Consider the following 20,862-nt stretch of genomic DNA (forward strand, 5'->3'; position numbering starts at 1 on the left):
GGCTCCTCGGTTTAGGCCCTGCTAAGCCTGCGTCGCCGCGCCTTGCCGGGAACCAAAATCCCTCGAAATTCTTGCAGAGAACTAACCGCACGGGACATTAGGTTTCGCACTTTAATGGCAGAATATCAATGATAGATCAGGGTCATGCAGCACGGCGTGGCCCTAATCTATTTCAAAATGTGAAAATATGGGTATAATCCGTTGGCAAACAATAGGAGCAGATTGGACGAATAACGGCAAATTTCTCCCCTGATTTGTGCGAGGTTGCAGTAATGGACGATCAAGAAGAACAGGGAATGGATACCACCTACGTCGGGATCATGCTGGTGGTCTTTCTTGTAATTGCAGGTCTGGCAATAAATATAGGCTATATGTATGTCAGCGAAGACGACCTGCATAATGCAGCGGAGTTATCCGCTCTTGCCGGCGCCCAGGCAATCGGGCAGCAGATGCAGCTTTCGGCCAGGACCGGTACCGGGAAACTGAAAGAAACAATCTACGATCAGGTGCAACCTGCCGCAAGGGCCGCGGCTATCGATCACGTTTCAGGACACCACCAAGCGTCAGCCTTAATAGAAATACGCAACAGCAATATCAATCGGCTCACCACCGAGAATGACCTTACAATGGGGTTCTGGAATATTAGCTCCCGGACCTACACTCCCGGCGGGACACCGGTCAATGCTGTTCAAGTCAGGACTCGACGCACAGCCGAAAGCGAATCTGCCGGTCTCGGTACCCTGGGAAGCATTCTGTCCAAAATCTCCGGCTCTCAAAAGCTGAATTACACCCCGGAGGCAGTGGCCGCCATTCCAGCCCTGGCAGACGCAAATTTTTCCGTCTGTGTCGATGCCTGTGGCACGGAATGTACTTATCCCAACATCTGCACTATTCAGGAAAGGAAGCTGAGCCCGGATTCATCCGATCCGAGGATGGATTCTCCCACCAAGAGCCGCTACGCTTACACATCTCTGTCGTATCCCCCAGGAGACACAATGAGTCTGTCAAATCTGATCTGCATGGGGATGCCTCCCAAGGAGGTATGCGGAAAGGAGATTTACACCATCCGGGACAGGGACGACAATGCACTGCGGGATATGGAATCGGTGATGTACAATCCGAACATGAACAAGGCTAACAAGGATTACGACAAGGCAACCGGCGCTTTGCAAGGATGGTGGGTCATTGCCCCGGTGACCGATTGCCTACCGGCCACGCAGGAAAATAGTCACGAACGTCACAGGGTGACAAAGTATGCCTTGATCAGAATCAGCAGGATATGTGTAACGGGAACCACCGGTTGCTCCCAAAACGATACTGCTTTTGATGCGCCGGCAGCTCAATGCCGCGAGGATAACGGCCTGTATATCGACCGCATTTCGTGCCTCGGTTGTGGAAGTCCTACCATGACTCAATTCCCGGGGCTGCATCCGGTTCTGGTAAAATAGCAACCGACATCAGCTTTTGGTGTTTGAGTTATCATGGTTGTCCCTGATCTAAACCACCAACTCCTCATTCATCTCACTCATCACCGCGCCAACTGCATAATCTGGTTGAGCCGGGCGCAGCATTCGGCAAACAGGTGGTCATCAAGGCGCTTGAGCGGGTGCGGCGCTCCATTGCGGATGCGCCAGTCAAAGGACTTGGGCTGGTGACAAAGGACATAGCTTGTTTTGCCGGTTTTTTTACCCTTGGCAAGACCGATGGCAACGGCAAAGGGGTTGTCGGAATTATATTCCGCGGTGGTCATGGGAAGACCGATTACCAATGATGTCCGCTCGTTGAACGTCTGTGGCGAGATAACCAGAAACGGGTGAATGTCCCGCATTTCGTTGCCTGCCTGCGGGTTGCAGTTTATCCAGATGATATCCTGCCGGTCCGGAACCCACGGCTGCTTGCCGCCCGGCACCATTTTGAGCGGCTTTACCATTTTTCCGCGCCCAACGGTTCGACGGTCATTACTTCGCCGCCATGTTTTGCGGGATCAAACAGAGCAAGCCGCTGCTCAAGAGTCAGTTCCAACCCGTCAACCGGCGTGATGGTCACGGTGCCGTCATCGACGGAAACACGCACCATCTGATCGGGATGTAAATGAGCGGCTTTCGCCACATTTGCCGGCAAGCGAACCCCCAGATTGTTGCCCCATTTTTTTATGCCAAGAACGGCTTCAACATGTGCCATGATCAATCCTCCTGAGTATGTTTAAACACAGTATAAACATACAGCCGCCATCCGTCAATCATTCTTCTTTCACGCCTGAAGCTCATTTTTAAAGGACAAGAAAGCAGCCGGCCGCTCTACGTTACGCTGCCGATAACCCATCATCTGCAACGATCAGCATTTCCAGGTCGACTTTGAGGGTGCGGGCTATCTTATGCAGGAGTGTTACGGAAGATTTTCGTTTTCCAGATTCGATCTGGGAGATGGCGGCTGCGGTTACGCCGCACGCTTTTGCCAGGTCGGCCGCCGACAGGCGGCGGTATTCCCTCCAGACGCGAATTGGGTTCTCGCCATCCAGCAGGCGATCGACCACCTCCGAGGGAATGACTTCTTCCTCTCCGGCGGCAAGGGCTTTAGTTGCCGAATCGAAGGCCCTCACGTCGGCCGGCATTTCCGCATCCGCCAGCAGGCTCCGGTATTCATCATAAGGTATGACGGCATATTCTTGCAATCCTGACCCGAAAGGTCCCCCCAAAGATTCTACCCTACCTTTTTCCCTTCGGCATTTATACGGCCGTAACGGTTGTGTCAATCCTCACGTGCATGGCCTTTTTAATGGTGGCGAAGATGGCTGCCAGGTTCTCCATTGTCGGGTTTCCGGAAGCGGAAAGCATGCGATGGAGGCTTTTGCTCGGTTTGTGAACCTCTTCGGCCATGCGCTCGAAGCCGACCGTCGCGTTGATCAGGTCGCGCAAGATCAGTTTTGCAGTCGCGGAGTCACCATCCAGCAAAAGCTCAATTGCCTCGTTGAGCAGCGCTTTGGCAAAATCAGGGTCTTGTTCCGCCCTCTTCTTGATAGTCTCTTTAAAGTCTCGTCAGAGCCATATATTACCTTCCTTATAATGCTTTCGCCCAGGCATTTATGATGTTTGAAATTCTTCCTGGCCGTCCTTTTCCGCCTTGATCTGTTGTCGTTCGGCTTCTTCCTTAACCCGCTGCGCTTTCTCTATTTCCTACTGTTTACGCTCAATCTCTCGCTGTTGTTCACACTGTTGTCTCTGGATTTATTCCTTTCACACGGCAAGGATGATCGTTACACGTCTTCTTCGAAGAAATCAGAATCCGCCTTCTTTATCTCATAGACTGTCTCAACTGACACTCCGACACCATGATCGATCATATACTTGGCTAACTGCCCGTCTATTATACGGGACGGCTACATCAATTTTAAATGCCCCCGCAGCTTTTCCAGGGACCTCCCGAAAGTAAAAGTTGTTTATCTCATTTGCTACAAGCTGCATAACATTACCTCTACCGTATGAAATAAGACTACTTGTTTCATTCACTGTTAAGCCCAGCCGCCACATTCCTAAAGGAGGTTAACGCCGCTTCCAGGTGCTCGATTATTTCTGTTGCAAGGACGTCAGGCGGTGGCAGCTCATCCAAGTTATCCAGACTATCGTCCTTTAGCCAGAAGATATCGAGGCTGGCCTTGTCACGGGCAATGAGCTCATCATAGGTGAAATACTTGAAGCGCTCAGCTTCCTTGCGTTCGTGCCTATTCTCCGGGTTGTAACAGGTAATGAAGTCTTTTAGATCATCCTCTTTCAGTGTTCTGGTTTTCAGCGTGAAGTGCTTGTTTGTGCGGAGGTCATAAAACCAAATTCCATTGGTGTGTATTGACGACCGACTCACCCCGGATGTCAATATACTTTTCAGGACGATAATGGACGATAGATGAACAAAAAGCCCTGATTTCTCAGGGCTTTTTGTACTGCTCCGGTCCTTACCGGACCTTTAATTGGGGGTGGCGACTATAGAACTGGCTGCCTAAGTGATTGTATAATAATAATTTTTGTTATGCCATATTGAACGACTACCCCCAAATATACCCCCAACGTTTGTCCTTAACCTCTTTCCCTTTCGTAAAAAATAGCGCTCCTCATGGCAGGATTTGATTGTTCTGCATGCTGAGATGTCGCGTCCGGATGATTTTGCCATATAGCAGTAGAGCCTTGACTGCTTCACGGTAGTAAGGTGCCAATGGCGTACAGTATGGGAATTTTATTTTCCCAGCGGTACCTGTTGATTCTTCTTTGCCAAATATGATGCAATGGCGCAAGACATTCCTACTATGAGTTCTGCTTCGTCAAAAGAAGGATTGCTAGTTTCCCGTAGATGACGTGCGTTTTCGGAAGCGAATCCCCAAGCCTTTGAAACAGCATCATCAAGAGGGCGTGGAATCAGCCCAGCATATCGCTTCATAATATCACCGAGAGTGGCCTTCTTATCGCCACAGGCCTCTCTTGCAACACACTCCATTGCGGCCATTGAATGCTGAATTGCTCCAGTAATATCAGGCACAGGACGTCGCGATAGATCGTGAAGTGACTCTTTCAACTCGTTTTTAGCCACAAAGAAGCCTGATCCTTGAAGCTGTTCAACGGCATTGTGAAATGTCTGCTCAAAGGTAGCGGGACCTCTTATCTCAATACCTGCTTCTGTAAGTTTCCAACCAATCCCATTTTCGATGAAGTATTCATTCATTTCATACTGAAATTTCTCGGGTGCATATGAAAAAGGTGTCTCGTTCATACATTGCGCGATTCCCTCGATTACATCATAAACGCGAAACCACTCACAATTGTCTATCAACTCACGAACTTCCCTGTCAATATTCGGGTATTCAGACCAGTTGCTCGTGTCGGGTCTCTTTCTGAGGATGCCGCACAAAAGAGAACGAAGGTTTGAGGGACCAAAACCGCATTGATATGCAACTTGGATTACGACACCACGCAGTTCATGGGGGGCATCTTCTCGAACTGTGATTTCAGCCTCGGAAGCCTGACGATAACCAAATCTTTTTGAGAACAAATCACTCATGACTTCACCTTCAATTCCTGATTACGCTGCTCCGTTGCCTTCGGCAGCCTTCTCTTGAATCTGCTTCAACGTCTCCCCTTTGCTGTTCTTCCACTCAATTCTGCCGTTAGCACTTCTCCCAAGAGCAACACCTGCAGCGGTTGAAGGAGAGTTAAAAAAGTAGTCTTGAGTAAATTCTAAAACATCTCCTTTTTCGGTAAGCACCCCGGTCTCTCGCAATTCACGCCTAAGAACAGACATATAGTGATGGATTGAAGGTACTTCCGCCTTCACTGCCTGCGACCCTTCTTTAATATTGAATCCTTCGGGAGATTCATAGCCAGTGGCCTTTATCCCTTTCGATTCTAATGTCAGTAGCTGGTGTTTCCCTACGTTCGTTGACTCGACTCTCTGGAAGGCACTGAGGCCGACCAAAGGAAAGATGCTGAGCATGTCCTCCAAAAAACTTTCCACATCTGCAACTTCTGCTTCGGAAAGGGAAGGATTCTGTGGCTCATTGAGATTGTCGAAAAATGACCTCTTAGCTTCCCGCGCTATACGAACTAGCTGTGCTTCCAGATGCTGCACATGCGCCTTGTTCAGCGATCGATCTTTCGAGACGAAAAACATGGCCCAAGTCCAAAAGTCTTTTTTCGAAAAATGTTGCTCAAGTCGCCCCTTAACAGGATCTCCTTCACCAATGTAAATCCTTGGCAGCTCACCCTCTTCTGATGGTCCTACCAGCACATATACGCCCGTTTCCTGAAATTCATCTCTTTTCTTGATGTCGGGGAGTAATGAGCGTGGAAAAACAACGCCTCGCCCAGTCCAGTTTGACTTGTCAACAATGCGAAGCCCGTCAGGTTGGCCATAAGGCAGGAATATCTTGATCGAAAATGGTCTTTCTGGCATTTCGCCTCCTTAGATCATCAACATTTCAAATGGTGCAGTTTTTATAACTTTAGTCTGATATGCAATATGGTCCTTACTAGCAGCAAAATACACCAGGGAGGTTTTTGTTGCATCTTCCCTCAGAATCACCCGAACTCCCAGATCTGGCTTCGATGGCACCAGTGCTATACCCCCTAGCCCGGCGCTTTTTGCGCCTATCATCAAGCCAGGATCAATCACCATACCATGTAAGGTTTCACCAGTAGCCAGAACCCAGTTCAGCCAGTCCATCTCACTTGAACTCATGGGTCCAATGCTTGCTTTTGCTTCTTCTTCAACTACCTTATCACCCTTTATAACCTGAGCAAGGGCGACCATAAGAGCATTAGTACGGACCCTCTCGTCCCGTTCTTCGCTCGACTCCTGATATGGCTTTTTCAATGTAACGCGGATGCCACTGTCCCAGGCAAGCCAGAGGATTAGACCTTTTAGCCGGGCCAATTCATCAGCGTCAGCCAAATCTTCAGATGGGTAGATAATAGAATTTGGTGCCTCGAAAAGATTCCTCGCGATACCCGAGGCAGTCTTCGCTCCACTTGTTGCGATGGTGGCAGCAACAGTTCCATTCGGACTTACTGCATCAAAAGTCAAAATAGCCACCGGACGTCAAAAGAATCCTTTCTCGATAAAACGGCATGCCGAACTGCTTCTGCATCCATTCACGACGGACCCAATCTTCGACTTCTAATTGCACCCTTGTGTCAGCCACTCACAACCTCCACATTTTATGTCGTAAGCTCCGTCAGCAATGCTTCAAGCTTTGCTGGCTCCTGCATGATGGTTAATGTCAGATTTCTGATAATATTATTTGCTTCAGGGGGATTTTCGTCAGCAATTTTTAGCTGCAGCTCCTGCAGCTCAGAACCAATATCAACAGTTGTTGCTTGAATTGAGCCTCTACGTATCTGTCCTCGAAGACTGTTTTTATAAGAACGTGTTTGCATTTTGAATTCAGATGTCCAGCGACTGGAAAGGTTGATCAACCGATCGAGCCTCTTAACTCGTTCAGTGTGCTCAACTGCCGTTGGCATTATCTTAATCTGCGTCATCTGGTGACGTGGCTCAAAACATCCATGGGCTGAACGGAACACCGGGTGAAACCATTCATCAAACGCATTCCCTGCATTATCCCAAACGGGTTTTTCTCCTTTATTTGCTCGTTTATTACAATCATGGCAAATGGGGATAAGATTGTGTGATGCTGTAGATAGCCCCGGGAAGTGTTTCTTCGCAATCCAGTGGTCTACTTCTGGAGATACGAATGGACCATCGCACAATATGCATGATCTTTCACCATGTTCAGCTTTAAATGCATCAGCAAACGATTGCCTGTTAACACCTCCTGCTGCAACAGGATCTCCATTTTGATCAAAAGGTACGCCCTCCCCTAGCCCTTTATTGTAAAACTCTATCAAAAGCTCTTTAACTGCGTTCCAACCATCATCACTACAAACCGGTTTAATTGGCCAAGCTGGAGGAGGATTCTGAAACTGATTTGCCGTATTGTTACTCGCATCCAACCAACAAACTAAGCTGTTTTTTTCCGTCACCGACAGAGCCGCGATTGTTATTGCTCTGGAAAGCAAAGTCTTTTCTTTATGTTCTTTATTAAGAAATGCGACCAACCAATCACCAACAATAGGGCTTGCATGCAAGGCACGCAAATTAGCTGCAGTGACATCCGCTGCAACACGAGTTGCCTCGCACAACCAAAGGATGAGACTTGTTTGAAGAGAATGACAAGCGTCAAGTGCTGGCTGGCAAACGAGAGTAATCGTTCTAAGCATTGCGTTTCCTCTCGTTCAGCAGTGTCCTCAATTCAGTACGGTAAAAGCCAGGGCCAACTTTCGAAATAAAGGTTTCAAGCTCTTCGGTCGTCATTGCTGCCCATTCCTTATTGTCCAACCATTCTTGAGCGCGTTTTCCCACACTATCAGGTGAATCAAATATCCGCATCATAACTTCACCTGGATCGGCACCAAAAGTGGGTGAACTAAGAGTAATACGCTGCACATTGTAATCCTGCTTTTCAAGTAAAATGATTTCTTCACTAAACACGTCGGTCAAAACAATTGCAGAATGAGTGGAAATCAGCACATCATTGGCGGTATTGCCTATGGCTTCGTCGATTATGTCAACGATTTCACGCTTCCACTTGTCATTAAAATGCGTTTCCGGCTCGTCAAGCAACAATAGAGCATCCTGTTGCCCATCCAGTAGATGAAACAGCGCCATGCGTCCCAGCACCATCTGCTCGCCATCCGAGAGTTCTTCGTAGCGCAGCACGCCTATGTCCTGTCCATCATTATCGGTGCCTGGTTCCGGCACAGGCCGGATTCGAAGGCGCAAGAGTACATCGTCGAACAAGCCAGACTGATTCAGCTCCAGCAGGCGAGTGAATAACTCGAAAGGCGTAACATCTGCACCGCCAAGCAGGGCCAACAGCGCTTCCCCTTGGGTCGCGCAGGTGACAAGGGCATCGGTCGCAACGCGTGTGGCCAGCTCCTGCGCACTGAAGGTGCCTTTCAGGTCAAATAACAGAGTACGACGGGTTTCTATAGGATGAGGTTCCGCAATAACCTCCCCGGCGCACAGCCACCAGTCATGGGCCGTCTCGCACAATTTTCGATCCCAGCTGTTTGCTTGTAAATGGCTGCGAAACCCCACCGAGACCAGATGGTGCCAACTTCCTCGTTCCAGCAAGTTTTGTAACGCTGCATCTTGTTGGGCGCTCCCTTTAAGTGCGTGAGGCAATGCCACCGCCAGAAGTGCACACTTGAGCAACGTGGCATCAAGCAGAATTGGACGGCGAAAGGAATCAACCTCTCTGGCAGCCGTTTCCCTATCAGATCGCTCTATGCCGCCCGTCTCCTTCCGAGCTGCTTCTATCGCTAACTCTTGAGCTTTTGTCCAGCCAGCAGGCCGTTCATCAGCAAGGCTCTCTTCCATGTCCTCCAGCAAGCCTTGCGCATCCTGGTTACGGTTCCATACGGAAAGCCAAGGACGCAACTCTCCCGTGGTATAAGCTAATACAGCCGAGGGAAGTGCTATGAGCGGCGGCGTAGTATTACGCAAAGGCCAATGTCCTGGCTTAATTAAAGCGGAAAAACCCGGAACACTAGGCATTCCTTCAAGCTCTAAATGCTCAACGCATGTTTCAAATACTTCTTGACCGTTCTGATCATCGAAGACGAAAGATTCGTGGAGCCATAGGCTCGCCTTGCTTCTAGTACCGGGGCAGTGTAACAAAAGGGTGCGGTGGGTTTTTGAACCCCGTATCCCCAGCTCATATATCAAGCTGACTGGGAAAGGCGGCACTCGTAGATCGGACAGCGCCAAAAACACCTCGGCAACAGCGCGAAGCAGGTTAGATTTTCCGCTACCATTGAGACCTACCACAAAACGAATAGCACAATTACGCCCGAGAGGTGAGCCGCTGGCAAAGCAGACGTTTATGTCCGAGATTGGCGGATAATTTTGGAGATGCAGATAGCGTAGGCGCATTACACCTCCTCCAATTGTACTTGATCTACACTCACACCTAGACGTTCGGCAATGTCGTAAACCAGATCATCCAGGTTGCTGTAGTGCTTACCTCGGTCAACTACTAAATGAGTGCAGTCTTTGTCATTATCATCACGAAGTTCCGTCACCTGGAACATTCCACCGGCACCGGCATGCTCTGAGGTTTCGTAATCTACCCCAACTGTGAAATAGTACGAGGTCATACCTGATGATAATGCCTTACGTAAGGTAGCGACATCGGCCAGACGTGTGTACTCCGCTTCACGCAGCGGGCGGAATGCTTTGAGGTATTCGCGCTCCCCGGATTCAAGATTTTGCTTAGGCAGAGTAACTTTGGCAATTAGGCCCAGAGCGGATAGCTGACTCAAAGTACGGCGGATACGATTATTTAAGGCGGGTCCAAAATTTTGCAGGCGCTCCATCACTTCATCGTCATCGCAAAAATGAGTGAACTCGTCAGGGTCCTCGACCAGAAGTGGCAGTTGATCGTTTTGCTCATAATAAGCTTTAAAGGTGGACAAAACCTGGCGCTGGAACTCGCTCAATTCGCCCAATAGCCAATGGCGGGCTGAGCGTTCTGAATCCACGTCTGGAGGTAGGCTAGGCTTAGGTTCAGCGGCGGGGCTGCGGGTTTTTGCACCGCGAGCGTTTAGCAACTGATCGCGACATATTGTGGCTGTGGTAATCTCTGAGGCATGCATCCCCCGCCACTGAGCTGTCAATTCACCCGAAAATGCTTCTCCCACCACAGCGCGTATAACTTCATCGATCTTGCTTGCAGATTTCACAATTTCGCTTGTCCAGGCGCGAACTTGCTTGATTTGAACTGCGAACGCTTCTTGGATTTCCAGGGGAGGAACCGGAATTTTTATGGATTGGATGTTCGGAGCATTTATGTTTGGCTGTGCTACACTGCGAACAGCCTTCTTCAGCATCTGCTGAACGTACGGTGTTGCGAAAAGCGCGCGAACATACTCAGGCTGGACTGAATCAGCTAATCCGAACTCGATCAGATAAGCTCCCGCCACACACCGCCCCTCCTGTCCATCAAACAGTGCAAACGGCCCAATAGTACCACTCCGACTGACGACCAATGTTCCGGGCTTTAATGCGTGCTCTTGGATTTGTCCTTCCGTAAGAGCTAATTTTGGTGCTTCCCACCACCGGATTGTTCCATCATTGTTCATATCCGTCGTCCGAAGGATATGTATGCCCGAGTCACTATACTGCTGGTCCGGAAAACGTGGACCGTATTTGCTATAAGTGGTGTGCTTACCAAACGGTTCCATAGGCCAGGCGGAAGAAGCCCCAGCGATACCAAAGTGCTGCTCAAAAAGTGCCTTGGCAAGCTCAGCTGAAAGTTTAAGTACCTGTTCCTTCTGACTTCTTAAATCCTGTGCCTGCCGCAGCACATCAATAATGCGGTGCTGTTCGGGGAGAGTGGGGAGAGATAGTTTGAACGAAGCAATCGCCTTGCTCTCTATTCCAGCCTGACTGACCCACCGCTTGGCCCGAGTCTTGGAGTAACCTATCGCCCATAGTTGGTGTAGATAAAAGGCTAAATACTCAGGCGTTACCAATTCGGGATGCGGGCGAAGACGCGTCATATGATTGGAAAAGACGTATTCGCCTTCCTGATTAAACACTGCAGTCTTGCCTACCCACTCTTCACTGTTGGTGTTGTTGAAGACGACATCGCCCATCATCAACTTGTATCGTGCTGTCTCCTTGGCACTGGCCGATATGTGCTTGATGCCTTCGAGCGTTATTTTTCCGTCTGGAGTGACATTGTGAGTGCGAATCTGCGGGGTTGTGCCGTCATCTTCTTCGCCAGGTTTTTGCGCAAATCCTGGCTGCAGATCAAGTAAGACATTTCCAACTGTCGCAACTCTCCAGCTTTCCGGCAACCTCATTCCCGCCCCTCCACCATCGCCAGAAGCTTGTCCAGCCCGCTAATGATCCGCTGCTCGTTGGTCTTCAGCTCACCAATTAACTGCACAACACTCTTGTCGCTTTTGAGTTGCGTAAAATCAAACGGTTTGTACTGCCCGGCGGATAGGTTCCATTCGCGGGCTTCGATGCAGTCGGGATCGAGCAGGTCGTCTTTGAGTGCGCCTTTGTCATCGTAGAGTCCCGCTGCCAGCATCGCCTCGACGTAGGCGGGCCGCACCACGCCGTCGGCGGCGTGGGAGCCAGTCAGTTGGCCGTCTTCGGATTTCCATTCTTCATTTTGTGCCCAGGCACGCACCGGCACTACCCAGTGCTTGGTAGCTTTCAACACGCGGGTCTGGTCAACCGCCGGGCTGCGTAGCATGACATCGAAGCCGTCTAGTTTGGCGACTTCACGGGCGATGGCGGCCATTTCAGCAGCCAGATCAGCTATGGGCTCCTGCTCGGGCAGCGAGGCCATGGTTTCCGGATTAAGCGACTCATCAAAGGTCAGGGCGGTGCTCAGCGCTTCTTTGACCAGTTCCTTCCACATTGGCAAGGCCGGCCCGTCTTCCGGCTCAAAAAACCTGTGCATATCGCGTGCAGCGCGGTTGAAGTCCTGTTGCGGTACCCGTATGGCTTTCAGCCATTCGGTCTGTGCCTTCTCGGTGGTGATCGCCTTCTTGGCTGCCTTGGCTTTGGCCCACTTCCGGCAGAGCGGTTGCAGAATCGGCGTGAAGAACCGGCAGGCTAACCCGGCCAGTGCTTGAAGTGCTGCTTCCCGTATCTGCTCTTCGGCATCCCGAGGAATGGCCGGTAGCTCGGGAAACAGCTCATGAATCCCCCAGACCTGTCCATCCCACATACTGGTATCAGGCAACTCGGCGAATGCTTCACCTGCCGGGGTGAGTTTGTCGGCTGTGTCGCGCAGCAGTGCCAGACGCCAGCGTTCAGGGTGAAAGCTGGGCTGCAGCAGGGTCTTTTCATAACGCTGCGCACCTTCCCGGCCATGACTCAGCCAGGCTTTGAATTTCTCCAGCGCATCCCACAGGTCATTACGTTGCCCCGGCTGCTCGTTTCGTTTTGCATTCAGTGAATAGCCATCTTCTTCCACTTCATAGAACCAGACGTATTCGGTTCGTGGTGCTGTTGTACCGGTGAAAGTTTGCTTGTCGTCGCGTCGGGTCTCTTTACGGAAGATAAGGATGGAGGTCTTGACACCGGTATAGGGCTGGAACACACCACCCGGTAGCGAGATGACCCCTTCAACCACATGCTCAGTCAATAGCTCACGGCGCAGTCGCACATGGGCATCGGTGTTGCCGAACAACACCCCCTCGGGAATAATGACGGCACAGCGCCCGCCAACCTGCAGCAGATCGAGCATCAGCCAGAGGAAAAGCAGTTCACTCTTGTTGGTGATAGCGTCTTCCTTCTTCTTGCCCCTCTCTGCGGCACGAGGGAATATTTTGCTGTCCTTCTCCAGATCGTTGCTGTCCACCGTGCCAGTGAAGGGAGGATTGGCAAGGACAAAGTCATACGTTTCGGACTCCATCAACCTGGCAAGTTCAGGCTTGCCATCTCGTTTACTCAGGGAGTCACCTTGCAGAAGATGTGGGTCTGTCAAGTCGTGAAGTATCAGATTCATCCAACCGATGCGAGCCATGGTACGGTCATTATCAAGACCTACGAAGTTGGCACCGTGATGAATTGCAGCATATTGCTCTGATGTTGCAGCAGCCCCGTCAGTGCGGTGGGGTGTACCGTCCCACTCCAACACAAGATTCTCCTGCGCCGAGTACTTGCGCATCAGATACTGCTGGGTACTGAAGAGAAAACCGCCGGTTCCAGCAGCTGGGTCAATCACGCGCTGGCTTGGTTCAGGATCAAGCAGCTCCACCATGAATCGGATCAGATGACGCGGAGTACGAAACTGGCCATTCTTACCCGCCGTGGCAACTTCACTGAGCAGATACTCGAACGTGTCACCCATGATGTCCTGGGCAGCGGAGCCTTCACCCGCACGAGCGAAGAGCTGATCGACAGCGTCGATAGCATCGGATAGTACCTTGCCTTTGCTGGGGTCGAGCTGAAAATAAGCGTCTGCCATGCGGTTGTTTAGGCTGGCCAGTTCGCTCGGCTCATCGGATTCTGGTTTAAAATGTTTGTCCAGCTCTCGTAACCAAGGGAATACCACATTGATGAGATGGCTCGGATTGGTTTTCTCCTGGCGGATGTAGCCCCATTTGCACGTCTCATTGTCTGCGTAGATGGAGGGCAGACCACGCTGCTGACGCTTGAGGTCAATATCTTCGAGCCGCTTGAGAAACAACAGGTAGGTAATCTGCTCGACTGCGACTAAAGGGTTGGTGAGCCCGGCGGCCCAGAAACGATTCCAGAGTTCATCAACTTTTTTCTTGATGTACGGAGCGATCATTCAGTTTGTCCTTTTGAGTTAAGCAACCTCATCCAATAGTTGATGGGTAAGGTCGATAAGTTCTTCGATGTCTTGCGAGGGAAATAGTGATTCAACGCGGCCAACGCGCGAAAGCGGCGGCTCACTGAGCGCTGCTCTTGTGATACGGCCATGGCGGAGTACCGCTGCTTTGACGGCCCGTAGAAAGTTCAGTTGGTTAGCCCGCAGATAGCCATGCTCGGCAATAAATGCTTCAAATGCAGCATTAATGCGTTCTTCGCGGTTCGGCAGATGGGCGCCTTCACAAAGAATGTGACGGAGACAATCTGTAAGGGAGGCGGTAGGGGTTTCGAATGCTTTACGAAGAGTCTCTTCTGTTACAAACAAGTCTGCTTGGTTCAGCGTTTGGCTAATACCCTCCAGTTCCTCATCTGACAGGAATTCGCCCTGTTTGAGTTTAGCTAGCTCTGGAAGCTGCTCGGCAAGACGATGTACCAGCGCCTCGACCTGTTCACGATAACTTTCGGCAAAGGCCCCTTCTCCAGTAGGTCCGTAAATAATCCAGCTGCGCTGTGTAATGCTATCAGGCAAGTTGATTTCTATGGTCTGCCCCGGTGTGGAAGTTCGGTAGCGCATTAATGGAGCGAATGTTGTTTGTAATGAAATTAGACGGGGCATGTCCAAGTGCTGCCAGAAACCTATTGAACAGACCCAGGCACGCTGCTCAGCAACACGCTGTACGTCGGGGATGTTATCGGCCAGACTGGTAATAGTTTCTTGAATGCGTTCTCTGATTTTCGCTTGCTCCCCGTCGTCTCCTTTAAGCCAGGCAACGGTTAGGCGTTCGCACCAAACGCAAAATTGAAGCTCATCTAAACCCGCTAAGGGTGCAAGACGCATCAATGGAGCAATTGATTTAGAGAAATGATCCAACATGCTTTGACTCGGCGCAGGCCATTGCTGCGCCAGTGCATCAAGCTCGTCCCAATGCGGGCGGACATTTATGCTTTGCCTGGGCAAGGATTGCAGCATGGTGAGCAACTCGTCGATAGCAGGTTGGGTGTCTTGTTGCTGGGCGTGTAGTAGTTGCCATTTTTCGAGCCGCAATCGAAACAGACGAACGGGCAACGGTTCGCTGGGGTGGTCAATCTCACCATCAGGTTTGAGTTTGAAGTAGGCGAAGTTTTTCCAGTGGTCTATGATTAGGAAGTCCTTCTTGATTTCCCCCGTTGCCTTGTCGGCATGTAGTCGCGTGCCGCGCCCGATCATTTGCCAGAACTTGACCTTGCTGAATACCGGCTTGGCAAAAACCAGATTCTGGATTGCAGGAATATCGACACCGGTATCAAGCATGTCGACTGAGATTGCGACTCGCGGCATACTTTTGAATTTGAAATCATCTAGCGTTGCATCTGCCCGTTCCATGTGGCTGTCGATCATTTCAGCCATCCCTTGGCGTTGCAGCTCGGGATAGAGGCGGTTGAAACTTTCATAGAGGCGCTTTGCATGGGCGTGGCTGACTGCAAAGATGATTGACTTGTGGGGTAAACCACGTATGTCTTTACGGCTCTTATCCATGAACTCTCGCACCATGGCGTCGTTGGTGGCTTGGTTAATGATGCTTTTTTCGATGTCACTTCCCTCGAAGTTTAGCTCGTCCAGCTCCACCCCTTGATCACGGGCCATTTGCTTCAGAGGCTCCGGCAGAGTATCACCCTGAATACCTCTAAGCTGAAAGTTGGTTTGCGCATCCAGCACACGATAGTTCACCAGGTTATTATCGGCGATGGCCTGTTCGTAGCTGTAGTAATAGCTAGGTGTACCGTCGCCACAATCGAACAACGCGAAGGTGTTGTGATCAATATAGTCGGTAGGAGTCGCAGTAAGGCCAAGCTGGATTGCATCGAAATGGTCAAATATAGCCTTATAGCGCTGATAGATGGAGCGGTGACTTTCATCGGCAATTATCAAGTCATAGTACCCTACGGATAGGCGTGAATAGACCTGCATCATGCTGGGATAAGTGGCAAATTGGATGCGCGCACCAGAAGTCTCTCCACCTTCGATTCGAGCAAGACTCTCGTTCGGCAGATGGGATTTGAACTCTGCCATCGCCTGACGAACCAACTCTCTGCGGTCAGCAAGAAATAGAACACGTTGCACACGCTTTGCACGCAGTAATGTGTCCACCAGTGCAATAGTAGTCCTGGTCTTACCAGTTCCGGTTGCCATCACCAACAGAAACTTGCGCTTGGCAGCATCCACACCTTCTGTTACACGGCGGATAGCTTCGTTCTGATAGTCGCGGCCGGCAATAGTCGGACTGATCGTTATGTCATGAAGCGGCTGTGCGTATTTACGCTGATGTTGGAGGCGTTCAAGGTCATCACGGGTATAGAAACCGGCAATCTTTCTGGGAGGGTATCGATCACGATCCCAGAAATGAATTTCTTTGCCATTGGTTAGGAATATGAATGGGTCATGGCTAAATTGGCTTTTGATTTGGTCGGCGTAATCAGCGGCCTGCCTCTTGCCGGCAAGTGCATCACGGCCAGTCCGTTTCGCTTCGACAATCGCTATTGGCTTACCGTCCCTGCCAAGCAAAGCATAGTCAGCAAAGCCGTGCTGTCCATGCCATTTCGGGTCATCCTCAGCGACACGAATTAAAAATTCTTCCACCACAGCACGCGACTTAACACCCCAGCCAGCTCTGGCAAGCTGCTGGTCAATCATCTCTTGGCGGGTTTGGGATTCATTACGTGTCATAAGCCATCCCTGCCTAGCATAAAACTCAATCTATTAACACTTTCATTCAACATCTATTGCCACTATGTGACGACATCCTGGATACATTGAACACGCCCAGAATAACTTCCCCGCGTGCGCCCCATTCTTTGCCTGCCGCTTAACCATAATAGCTTCACATTTCGGACACACAGGCACAGCAACTTCAGCTTGTACAGAGGCTCGTTCAGTGACTGCTATAGGCACAGGTTGCACAGGAGCAAGCTCGACTTTAGCCTGGCCAGGCGCAGTTGACTGAGGCGTAAGTTTAAACACCTCCGCTAGCTTTGCCCGAACCTCCTGCACCACATATCCCTTCTTTGCCGGGAAATGAACAACTGGAATCTTCGCACCGGCCAAGGCTTGATCAAGGAAGGCATCCCGCCCTGCCCTATCCTCACGCCCATGGGACTGGTCATCCAGTTCCACCACCCCAATTACAGCAAGATCTGCAGCCGAACAAATGACAAAGTCCACATGCTTCTGATTGATCTTGTTCATCGCTGTAGTGGCCTTGCTCTTTGACAGCCCCTTAGCAGGCTTCACCAGATCACCCAGTCGGACCTTTACAAAAACCCGGTACGTTCCATCAAGGGCCTGCTCCAGTACGCCGAAAAAGGAACGTTCAGCGGGCGTTAATAGCGGCTCTTTTGCAGCAAAAGCAAGCCTCTCAGTACTTGAAGGCTTTTTCGCCTTCAGAGCAGCAAGGACTCCAATAATAACAAGGAAAACGGATTCGTGTCAGGCTTGCAAGATTGCAAGTTGGAAGAGTGCATGGCCCTCGGGGTTGGCCGGGGTTTCGCTATCTTGACCAATCGATCAGGCGCTCTCCCGTCTTTACCCATGCATCCCCCGGCATCAATGGTGCTAACGACTCCAACACGTACTGCGCCGCAGCCCGGTGGTTCCAATTTGTCCCGGTCGTCAGCAATGGAGCCATGTCATCGAGAAAGCGCCGATCACTCAGCTTCTCGAACAGGTTCATCTCAAACTCGGCCCGTGATACCGGATGCCCTTCGTGCTCCAGATACTTTACGAAGCATGACACCACGGCCTCTGGGCTGACGTTAAGGGCTGATGCAGCATGCCAGAGGTCGAACAAGTCTCGACCTTTCTTCCGCTGATAAAGCGCACGAAGCTTGGTTCCAAGCAGTTCATCAATCCCATAGGTAGAGATTGAAGCAGTGCCGCTGTGCCAGCGGGAGACCATCTGGAACTGAAGTTTCTGGTAGCCTAAGAAGGTGAAGTGCTCACGGGAGTTGATCTCCACCTTCAGTCTTAGCGGCAAGCCTTCCTCAGAATCCACCCGCCAAATCAACGTCACCCGGCCTTCAGACTGCTTCCGCTTCGGAACTCCCAGCCATATATTCAACTTTTCCTGCACCGCATCCATGATAGGCCCGATTGGACCGGCCTTAATCTGCACCAGATCAATATCCTCAGAATACCGTGCTGGCGGCAGGTGCAATTTAAATAGTGCGGTGCCGCCACGGAAGGCCAGATTTTCAGCGAGAAGCGGATGGCTGTACAGCTCAACAAGAGCCCGAGAGATTATCAAATCCTGCTCGACCTGGGAAAGCTGCGGCCATGGAGCATGGGTCCGCCATGCGGTGATGTAGTCGAGAGGGATCATAGTTCCGGCTCTACCTTTTCATTCGGTAACAACCGCCAACGGGACTCTTGCCGTATATTTTTTGAAGGTTGCGACGGAGAGAGCGGCACCGGCACCGCATCCTTTTGAGTTATATATTCTGCCAGGCCTTTAGCCAGCTCGCGCTCGCCCACCAATTCCAACAGGTAGCCCAGACGTTGAGACCACGATATGGGAGAAAGATCAGCAATGGAGACAAGTTTTGCAGGGTCCATTTTCTCGGCCAGTTCGGACAGGACCGTAGCAACATTGTCCAATCCCCCCGCATGGTGCGGGTATCCGGCAAGATCAAAAGCGGTAACTTCCGGAGTGGAAACCCTTAGATACCCTCGGGGGGTTTTGAAATCCTGGGTAGGCATGCCAGCGACATTTTTCCGTCCGATAAAATCGACCCGAACGCCGCCGCAGGTAATTCCCGTCCTGGTGCGCGGCACTATAACTTGAAAGGATTGAGGGCGATGATGGGCAGCACCGTGATGTTCGGCAGCGGTGAGAAGTCCGGCATAATACAGCTCACCAAGATGAGACATCAGTGCCGGGATGAATTGGTTGGCGGGAAGACAGCCAAGTTTTCGATGTTCCGGGGTAACGATCACGTAGAACCCTCGAAACGGCATGGCTATTTCTCCCTTATGCCGTGCGCGGCGTAAGGCAGCACGGGTCGCGATGACGTTAGAGCCTAAAAATTGAGAGGCTTCCACGCCACTGAAGCAGTATATTCCCTGTGCGAGCAAGTGGTCAAGATACTGAGCAATAGCCATGATGCTTAAATACAGCAAACAAACAAGAAAAGCAACGAAATTTGTTGCTTTTCAAAATTGAGTAATTGGCGCTCAATGCCTCCCCACTAGAATTATTCGAAGGCCCACGCCGTGTACCAACTGGTGGCTTGAGTTATGGTTTCATCTTCAACCGACGCTTGGCTATCTTTCCCTGGCTATATTTGAACGTCAATACTATCAACAACAAGAGGCTGCATGAGTCAATTGGTGTCCACTATTGACGACCGACTCACCCCGGATGTCAATATACTTTTCAGGACGATAATGGACGATAGATGAACAAAAAGCCCTGATTTCTCAGGGCTTTTTTGTACTGCTCCGGTCCTTACCGGACCTTTAATTGGTGGAGGTGGCGGGAATCGAACCCGCGTCCGAAGATCGTACACGAAAGGCGTCTACATGCTTATACCAGTTTTTGTTTTAGCCCCCGAGAACTCCACTGGCCGGGATTTGTCAGGTTCGATCCTGCTTTAATTTCGCTTCGGGACCACAGGCACTTCCCTCGGCTATCCCACTGAAATGACGATCTATCCTGCCCCATGGGAGAGGGAAGGTAGATCGTTAGCAGGTTATTAAGCTGCTAAAGCGTAATCGTAATTATCGGCGCTTAATGCGTCCCGGATTGTTTTACGAGCCACCCGGACCTCGGCATGCAACCTTTGCTTATTACCCCCGTCGAAACCTTTACACCCCCTTGAAAAAGTTCTAGGTTCGAAGTTCTATGTTCTGGGTTAAGGCTGAAAACCTCGAACTTCGAACCTCGAACTTCGAACGGGTTATCTGTTCCGTTCTTTAAGCGCTACTGCCACATCGCGGCGCATATCTTTTTTCTTCATGTCCTCTCGTTTGTCATAGAGCTTCTTGCCTTTGGCCATACCCAGCTCTACCTTTACCAGGCCGGTTTTGAAGTACAGCCGAAGAGGGACCACCGAATAGCCCTGTTCCCTGATCTTGCCGAAAAGCTTGCCTATTTCCTTTTTGTGGAGAAGCAGCTTGCGCATCCGGTCCGGATCATGATTTTCCCGGTTGCCGAAATCGTATGGAGAGATATGCAGGTTATGCAGAAATGCTTCGCCATTCTTGATCAGGGCAAAGGAATCATTGAGGTTGGCTTTGCCATTTCGCAGGGATTTAACTTCGGTTCCCTTGAGTACCATGCCAGCCTCGAATTTTTCCTCGATGAAATAATCGTGATAGGCTTTTTTATTGTTACAGATCAACTTTTCAGACATGAAGCTATGGTAGCAAATCCAGCAAATAGTGCAAGGAAAAAGGACAGAATTTATCTTCTTTGGGTTTTAACCACCGTCAGCCATTCAGAGAGCTCGCGCATCCGTTTCCCATTGATACCTGGCACCAGCAGCAGGTCTTCAACTGAAGTAAACGGCCTGTTCTTGCGGAAATTTATGATTGAACGCGCTTCCCCGGCGGACATGCCGGGAAGTCCAAGCAGAACCGGTTTGGTAATAGTGTTGAGATCAATGCGGACCTGCAGGTTGTTCTCTCCCGTCAGTGTCAGATGGCCTTTTATTGTTTCAAAAACCCGCGGTTTAATACCTTTTACTGAGGTGATGTCCTTAATGGCTGAAAAACGGCCCAGTTGTTCTCTTTCCTTGATTATGTGAAAACCTATAACGTTACCTATGCCCGGCAGTCTTGCAAAATCCGCTGCGGACGCCGTATTGATGTTAAGCTTTCCTTGGTAGGTGCGCAAGACTTTGGCCGATGCAACATGAGTAAATGACAAAACAACAAGGACAATAAGGGCTGACATCAGGCTGCGATAACATGACATAACATTG

The 20,862-nt window shown here is 50.5% G+C and carries 19 protein-coding genes and 1 other RNA gene; 1 reads left to right on the plus strand and 19 read right to left on the minus strand.

Features of this window, described 5'->3' with window-relative positions; all coding sequences use genetic code 11:
- The first annotated feature begins 272 nt into the window (after positions 1-272).
- Complete coding sequence (locus GEOB_RS14160; protein ID WP_012647929.1) at positions 273-1,448, plus strand: Tad domain-containing protein; 1,176 nt, start codon at positions 273-275, stop codon at positions 1,446-1,448.
- Between the two features lie 80 nt (positions 1,449-1,528).
- Here the strand turns inward: GEOB_RS14160 and GEOB_RS14165 are convergent, their stop codons facing one another.
- The 19 genes from GEOB_RS14165 to GEOB_RS14250 form a co-directional block, all read right to left on the minus strand.
- On the minus strand, positions 1,529-1,930 hold the full coding sequence (locus GEOB_RS14165) for a type II toxin-antitoxin system PemK/MazF family toxin (RefSeq protein ID WP_012647930.1): 402 nt from the start codon (positions 1,928-1,930) through the stop codon (positions 1,529-1,531).
- Positions 1,924-2,181, minus strand: a complete 258-nt coding sequence (locus GEOB_RS14170; RefSeq protein WP_012647931.1) for an AbrB/MazE/SpoVT family DNA-binding domain-containing protein — start codon at positions 2,179-2,181, stop codon at positions 1,924-1,926. Before GEOB_RS14170 ends, GEOB_RS14165 begins: the two co-directional genes overlap by 7 nt.
- Before the next feature lie 121 nt (positions 2,182-2,302).
- On the minus strand, positions 2,303-2,671 hold the full coding sequence (locus GEOB_RS14175) for a helix-turn-helix transcriptional regulator (RefSeq protein ID WP_230198958.1): 369 nt from the start codon (positions 2,669-2,671) through the stop codon (positions 2,303-2,305).
- A 55-nt stretch (positions 2,672-2,726) separates the two neighbouring features.
- Positions 2,727-2,951, minus strand: a complete 225-nt coding sequence (locus tag GEOB_RS14180) for a helix-turn-helix domain-containing transcriptional regulator (protein WP_230198959.1) — start codon at positions 2,949-2,951, stop codon at positions 2,727-2,729.
- 547 nt (positions 2,952-3,498) lie between these two features.
- Positions 3,499-3,855, minus strand: a complete 357-nt coding sequence (locus GEOB_RS14185; RefSeq protein ID WP_012647933.1) for a hypothetical protein — start codon at positions 3,853-3,855, stop codon at positions 3,499-3,501.
- A gap of 369 nt (positions 3,856-4,224) precedes the next feature.
- Positions 4,225-5,043, minus strand: coding sequence for an AbiJ-NTD4 domain-containing protein (locus GEOB_RS14190; protein ID WP_012647934.1), 819 nt, complete (start codon positions 5,041-5,043; stop codon positions 4,225-4,227).
- Positions 5,044-5,064: 21 nt separating this feature from the next.
- Complete coding sequence (locus GEOB_RS14195) at positions 5,065-5,934, minus strand: GIY-YIG nuclease family protein (RefSeq protein ID WP_012647935.1); 870 nt, start codon at positions 5,932-5,934, stop codon at positions 5,065-5,067.
- A 9-nt stretch (positions 5,935-5,943) separates the two neighbouring features.
- Entirely contained in the window at positions 5,944-6,564 is a 621-nt protein-coding gene (locus GEOB_RS14200) for a hypothetical protein (protein WP_012647936.1), read from the minus strand.
- Positions 6,565-6,698: 134 nt separating this feature from the next.
- Complete coding sequence (locus GEOB_RS14205) at positions 6,699-7,760, minus strand: HNH endonuclease signature motif containing protein (protein ID WP_012647937.1); 1,062 nt, start codon at positions 7,758-7,760, stop codon at positions 6,699-6,701.
- The gene (locus GEOB_RS14210; protein WP_012647938.1) at positions 7,753-9,477 is read right to left on the minus strand and encodes an AAA family ATPase; all 1,725 of its coding nucleotides are present in this window, start codon (positions 9,475-9,477) and stop codon (positions 7,753-7,755) included. The genes GEOB_RS14205 and GEOB_RS14210 overlap by 8 nt, the downstream gene beginning before the upstream one ends.
- Entirely contained in the window at positions 9,477-11,411 is a 1,935-nt protein-coding gene (locus GEOB_RS14215) for a restriction endonuclease subunit S (RefSeq protein WP_012647939.1), read from the minus strand. The genes GEOB_RS14210 and GEOB_RS14215 overlap by 1 nt, the downstream gene beginning before the upstream one ends.
- The gene (locus tag GEOB_RS14220; RefSeq protein WP_012647940.1) at positions 11,408-13,864 is read right to left on the minus strand and encodes a type I restriction-modification system subunit M; all 2,457 of its coding nucleotides are present in this window, start codon (positions 13,862-13,864) and stop codon (positions 11,408-11,410) included. The genes GEOB_RS14215 and GEOB_RS14220 overlap by 4 nt, the downstream gene beginning before the upstream one ends.
- 18 nt (positions 13,865-13,882) lie before the next feature.
- Positions 13,883-16,609 carry a type I restriction endonuclease subunit R gene (locus tag GEOB_RS14225; protein ID WP_012647941.1) on the minus strand — a complete coding sequence of 909 codons (2,727 nt, stop codon included), beginning with the start codon at positions 16,607-16,609 and terminating at the stop codon, positions 13,883-13,885.
- Between the two features lie 42 nt (positions 16,610-16,651).
- Positions 16,652-17,347: a DUF2726 domain-containing protein gene (locus GEOB_RS20480; RefSeq protein WP_327049833.1), complete on the minus strand. Its 696-nt coding sequence runs from the start codon at positions 17,345-17,347 to the stop codon at positions 16,652-16,654.
- 82 nt (positions 17,348-17,429) lie between these two features.
- Positions 17,430-18,260, minus strand: coding sequence for a nucleotidyl transferase AbiEii/AbiGii toxin family protein (locus GEOB_RS14235; RefSeq protein ID WP_012647943.1), 831 nt, complete (start codon positions 18,258-18,260; stop codon positions 17,430-17,432).
- Positions 18,257-19,039 carry a type IV toxin-antitoxin system AbiEi family antitoxin gene (locus GEOB_RS14240; protein ID WP_012647944.1) on the minus strand — a complete coding sequence of 261 codons (783 nt, stop codon included), beginning with the start codon at positions 19,037-19,039 and terminating at the stop codon, positions 18,257-18,259. The genes GEOB_RS14235 and GEOB_RS14240 overlap by 4 nt, the downstream gene beginning before the upstream one ends.
- 362 nt (positions 19,040-19,401) lie before the next feature.
- Positions 19,402-19,754, minus strand: a transfer-messenger RNA (tmRNA) gene (gene ssrA / locus GEOB_RS19830).
- Positions 19,755-19,836: 82 nt separating this feature from the next.
- A complete protein-coding gene (gene smpB, locus GEOB_RS14245; protein ID WP_012647945.1) occupies positions 19,837-20,292 on the minus strand; it encodes an SsrA-binding protein SmpB in 456 nt (151 codons plus the stop codon).
- Positions 20,293-20,342: 50 nt separating this feature from the next.
- The gene (locus GEOB_RS14250) at positions 20,343-20,855 is read right to left on the minus strand and encodes a ComEA family DNA-binding protein (protein ID WP_012647946.1); all 513 of its coding nucleotides are present in this window, start codon (positions 20,853-20,855) and stop codon (positions 20,343-20,345) included.
- Positions 20,856-20,862: the final 7 nt, after the last annotated feature.

It is taken from the genome of Geotalea daltonii FRC-32 (assembly GCF_000022265.1).
Classification (GTDB): Bacteria; Desulfobacterota; Desulfuromonadia; order Geobacterales; family Geobacteraceae; genus Geotalea; species Geotalea daltonii.

Excerpts from the sequence above, each read along its gene's own strand:
- GEOB_RS14160 (WP_012647929.1), top strand. The coding sequence starts at position 273 with ATGGACGATCAAGAAGAACAGGGAATGGATACCACCTACGTCGGGATC.
- GEOB_RS14165 (WP_012647930.1), bottom strand. The coding sequence starts at position 1,930 with ATGGTAAAGCCGCTCAAAATGGTGCCGGGCGGCAAGCAGCCGTGGGTT.
- GEOB_RS14170 (WP_012647931.1), bottom strand. The coding sequence starts at position 2,181 with ATGGCACATGTTGAAGCCGTTCTTGGCATAAAAAAATGGGGCAACAAT.
- GEOB_RS14190 (WP_012647934.1), bottom strand. The coding sequence starts at position 5,043 with ATGAGTGATTTGTTCTCAAAAAGATTTGGTTATCGTCAGGCTTCCGAG.
- GEOB_RS14195 (WP_012647935.1), bottom strand. The coding sequence starts at position 5,934 with ATGCCAGAAAGACCATTTTCGATCAAGATATTCCTGCCTTATGGCCAA.
- GEOB_RS14205 (WP_012647937.1), bottom strand. The coding sequence starts at position 7,760 with ATGCTTAGAACGATTACTCTCGTTTGCCAGCCAGCACTTGACGCTTGT.
- GEOB_RS14210 (WP_012647938.1), bottom strand. The coding sequence starts at position 9,477 with ATGCGCCTACGCTATCTGCATCTCCAAAATTATCCGCCAATCTCGGAC.
- GEOB_RS14215 (WP_012647939.1), bottom strand. The coding sequence starts at position 11,411 with ATGAGGTTGCCGGAAAGCTGGAGAGTTGCGACAGTTGGAAATGTCTTA.
- GEOB_RS14220 (WP_012647940.1), bottom strand. The coding sequence starts at position 13,864 with ATGATCGCTCCGTACATCAAGAAAAAAGTTGATGAACTCTGGAATCGT.
- GEOB_RS14225 (WP_012647941.1), bottom strand. The coding sequence starts at position 16,609 with ATGACACGTAATGAATCCCAAACCCGCCAAGAGATGATTGACCAGCAG.
- GEOB_RS14235 (WP_012647943.1), bottom strand. The coding sequence starts at position 18,260 with ATGATCCCTCTCGACTACATCACCGCATGGCGGACCCATGCTCCATGG.
- GEOB_RS14240 (WP_012647944.1), bottom strand. The coding sequence starts at position 19,039 with ATGGCTATTGCTCAGTATCTTGACCACTTGCTCGCACAGGGAATATAC.
- smpB (WP_012647945.1), bottom strand. The coding sequence starts at position 20,292 with ATGTCTGAAAAGTTGATCTGTAACAATAAAAAAGCCTATCACGATTAT.
- GEOB_RS14250 (WP_012647946.1), bottom strand. The coding sequence starts at position 20,855 with ATGTCATGTTATCGCAGCCTGATGTCAGCCCTTATTGTCCTTGTTGTT.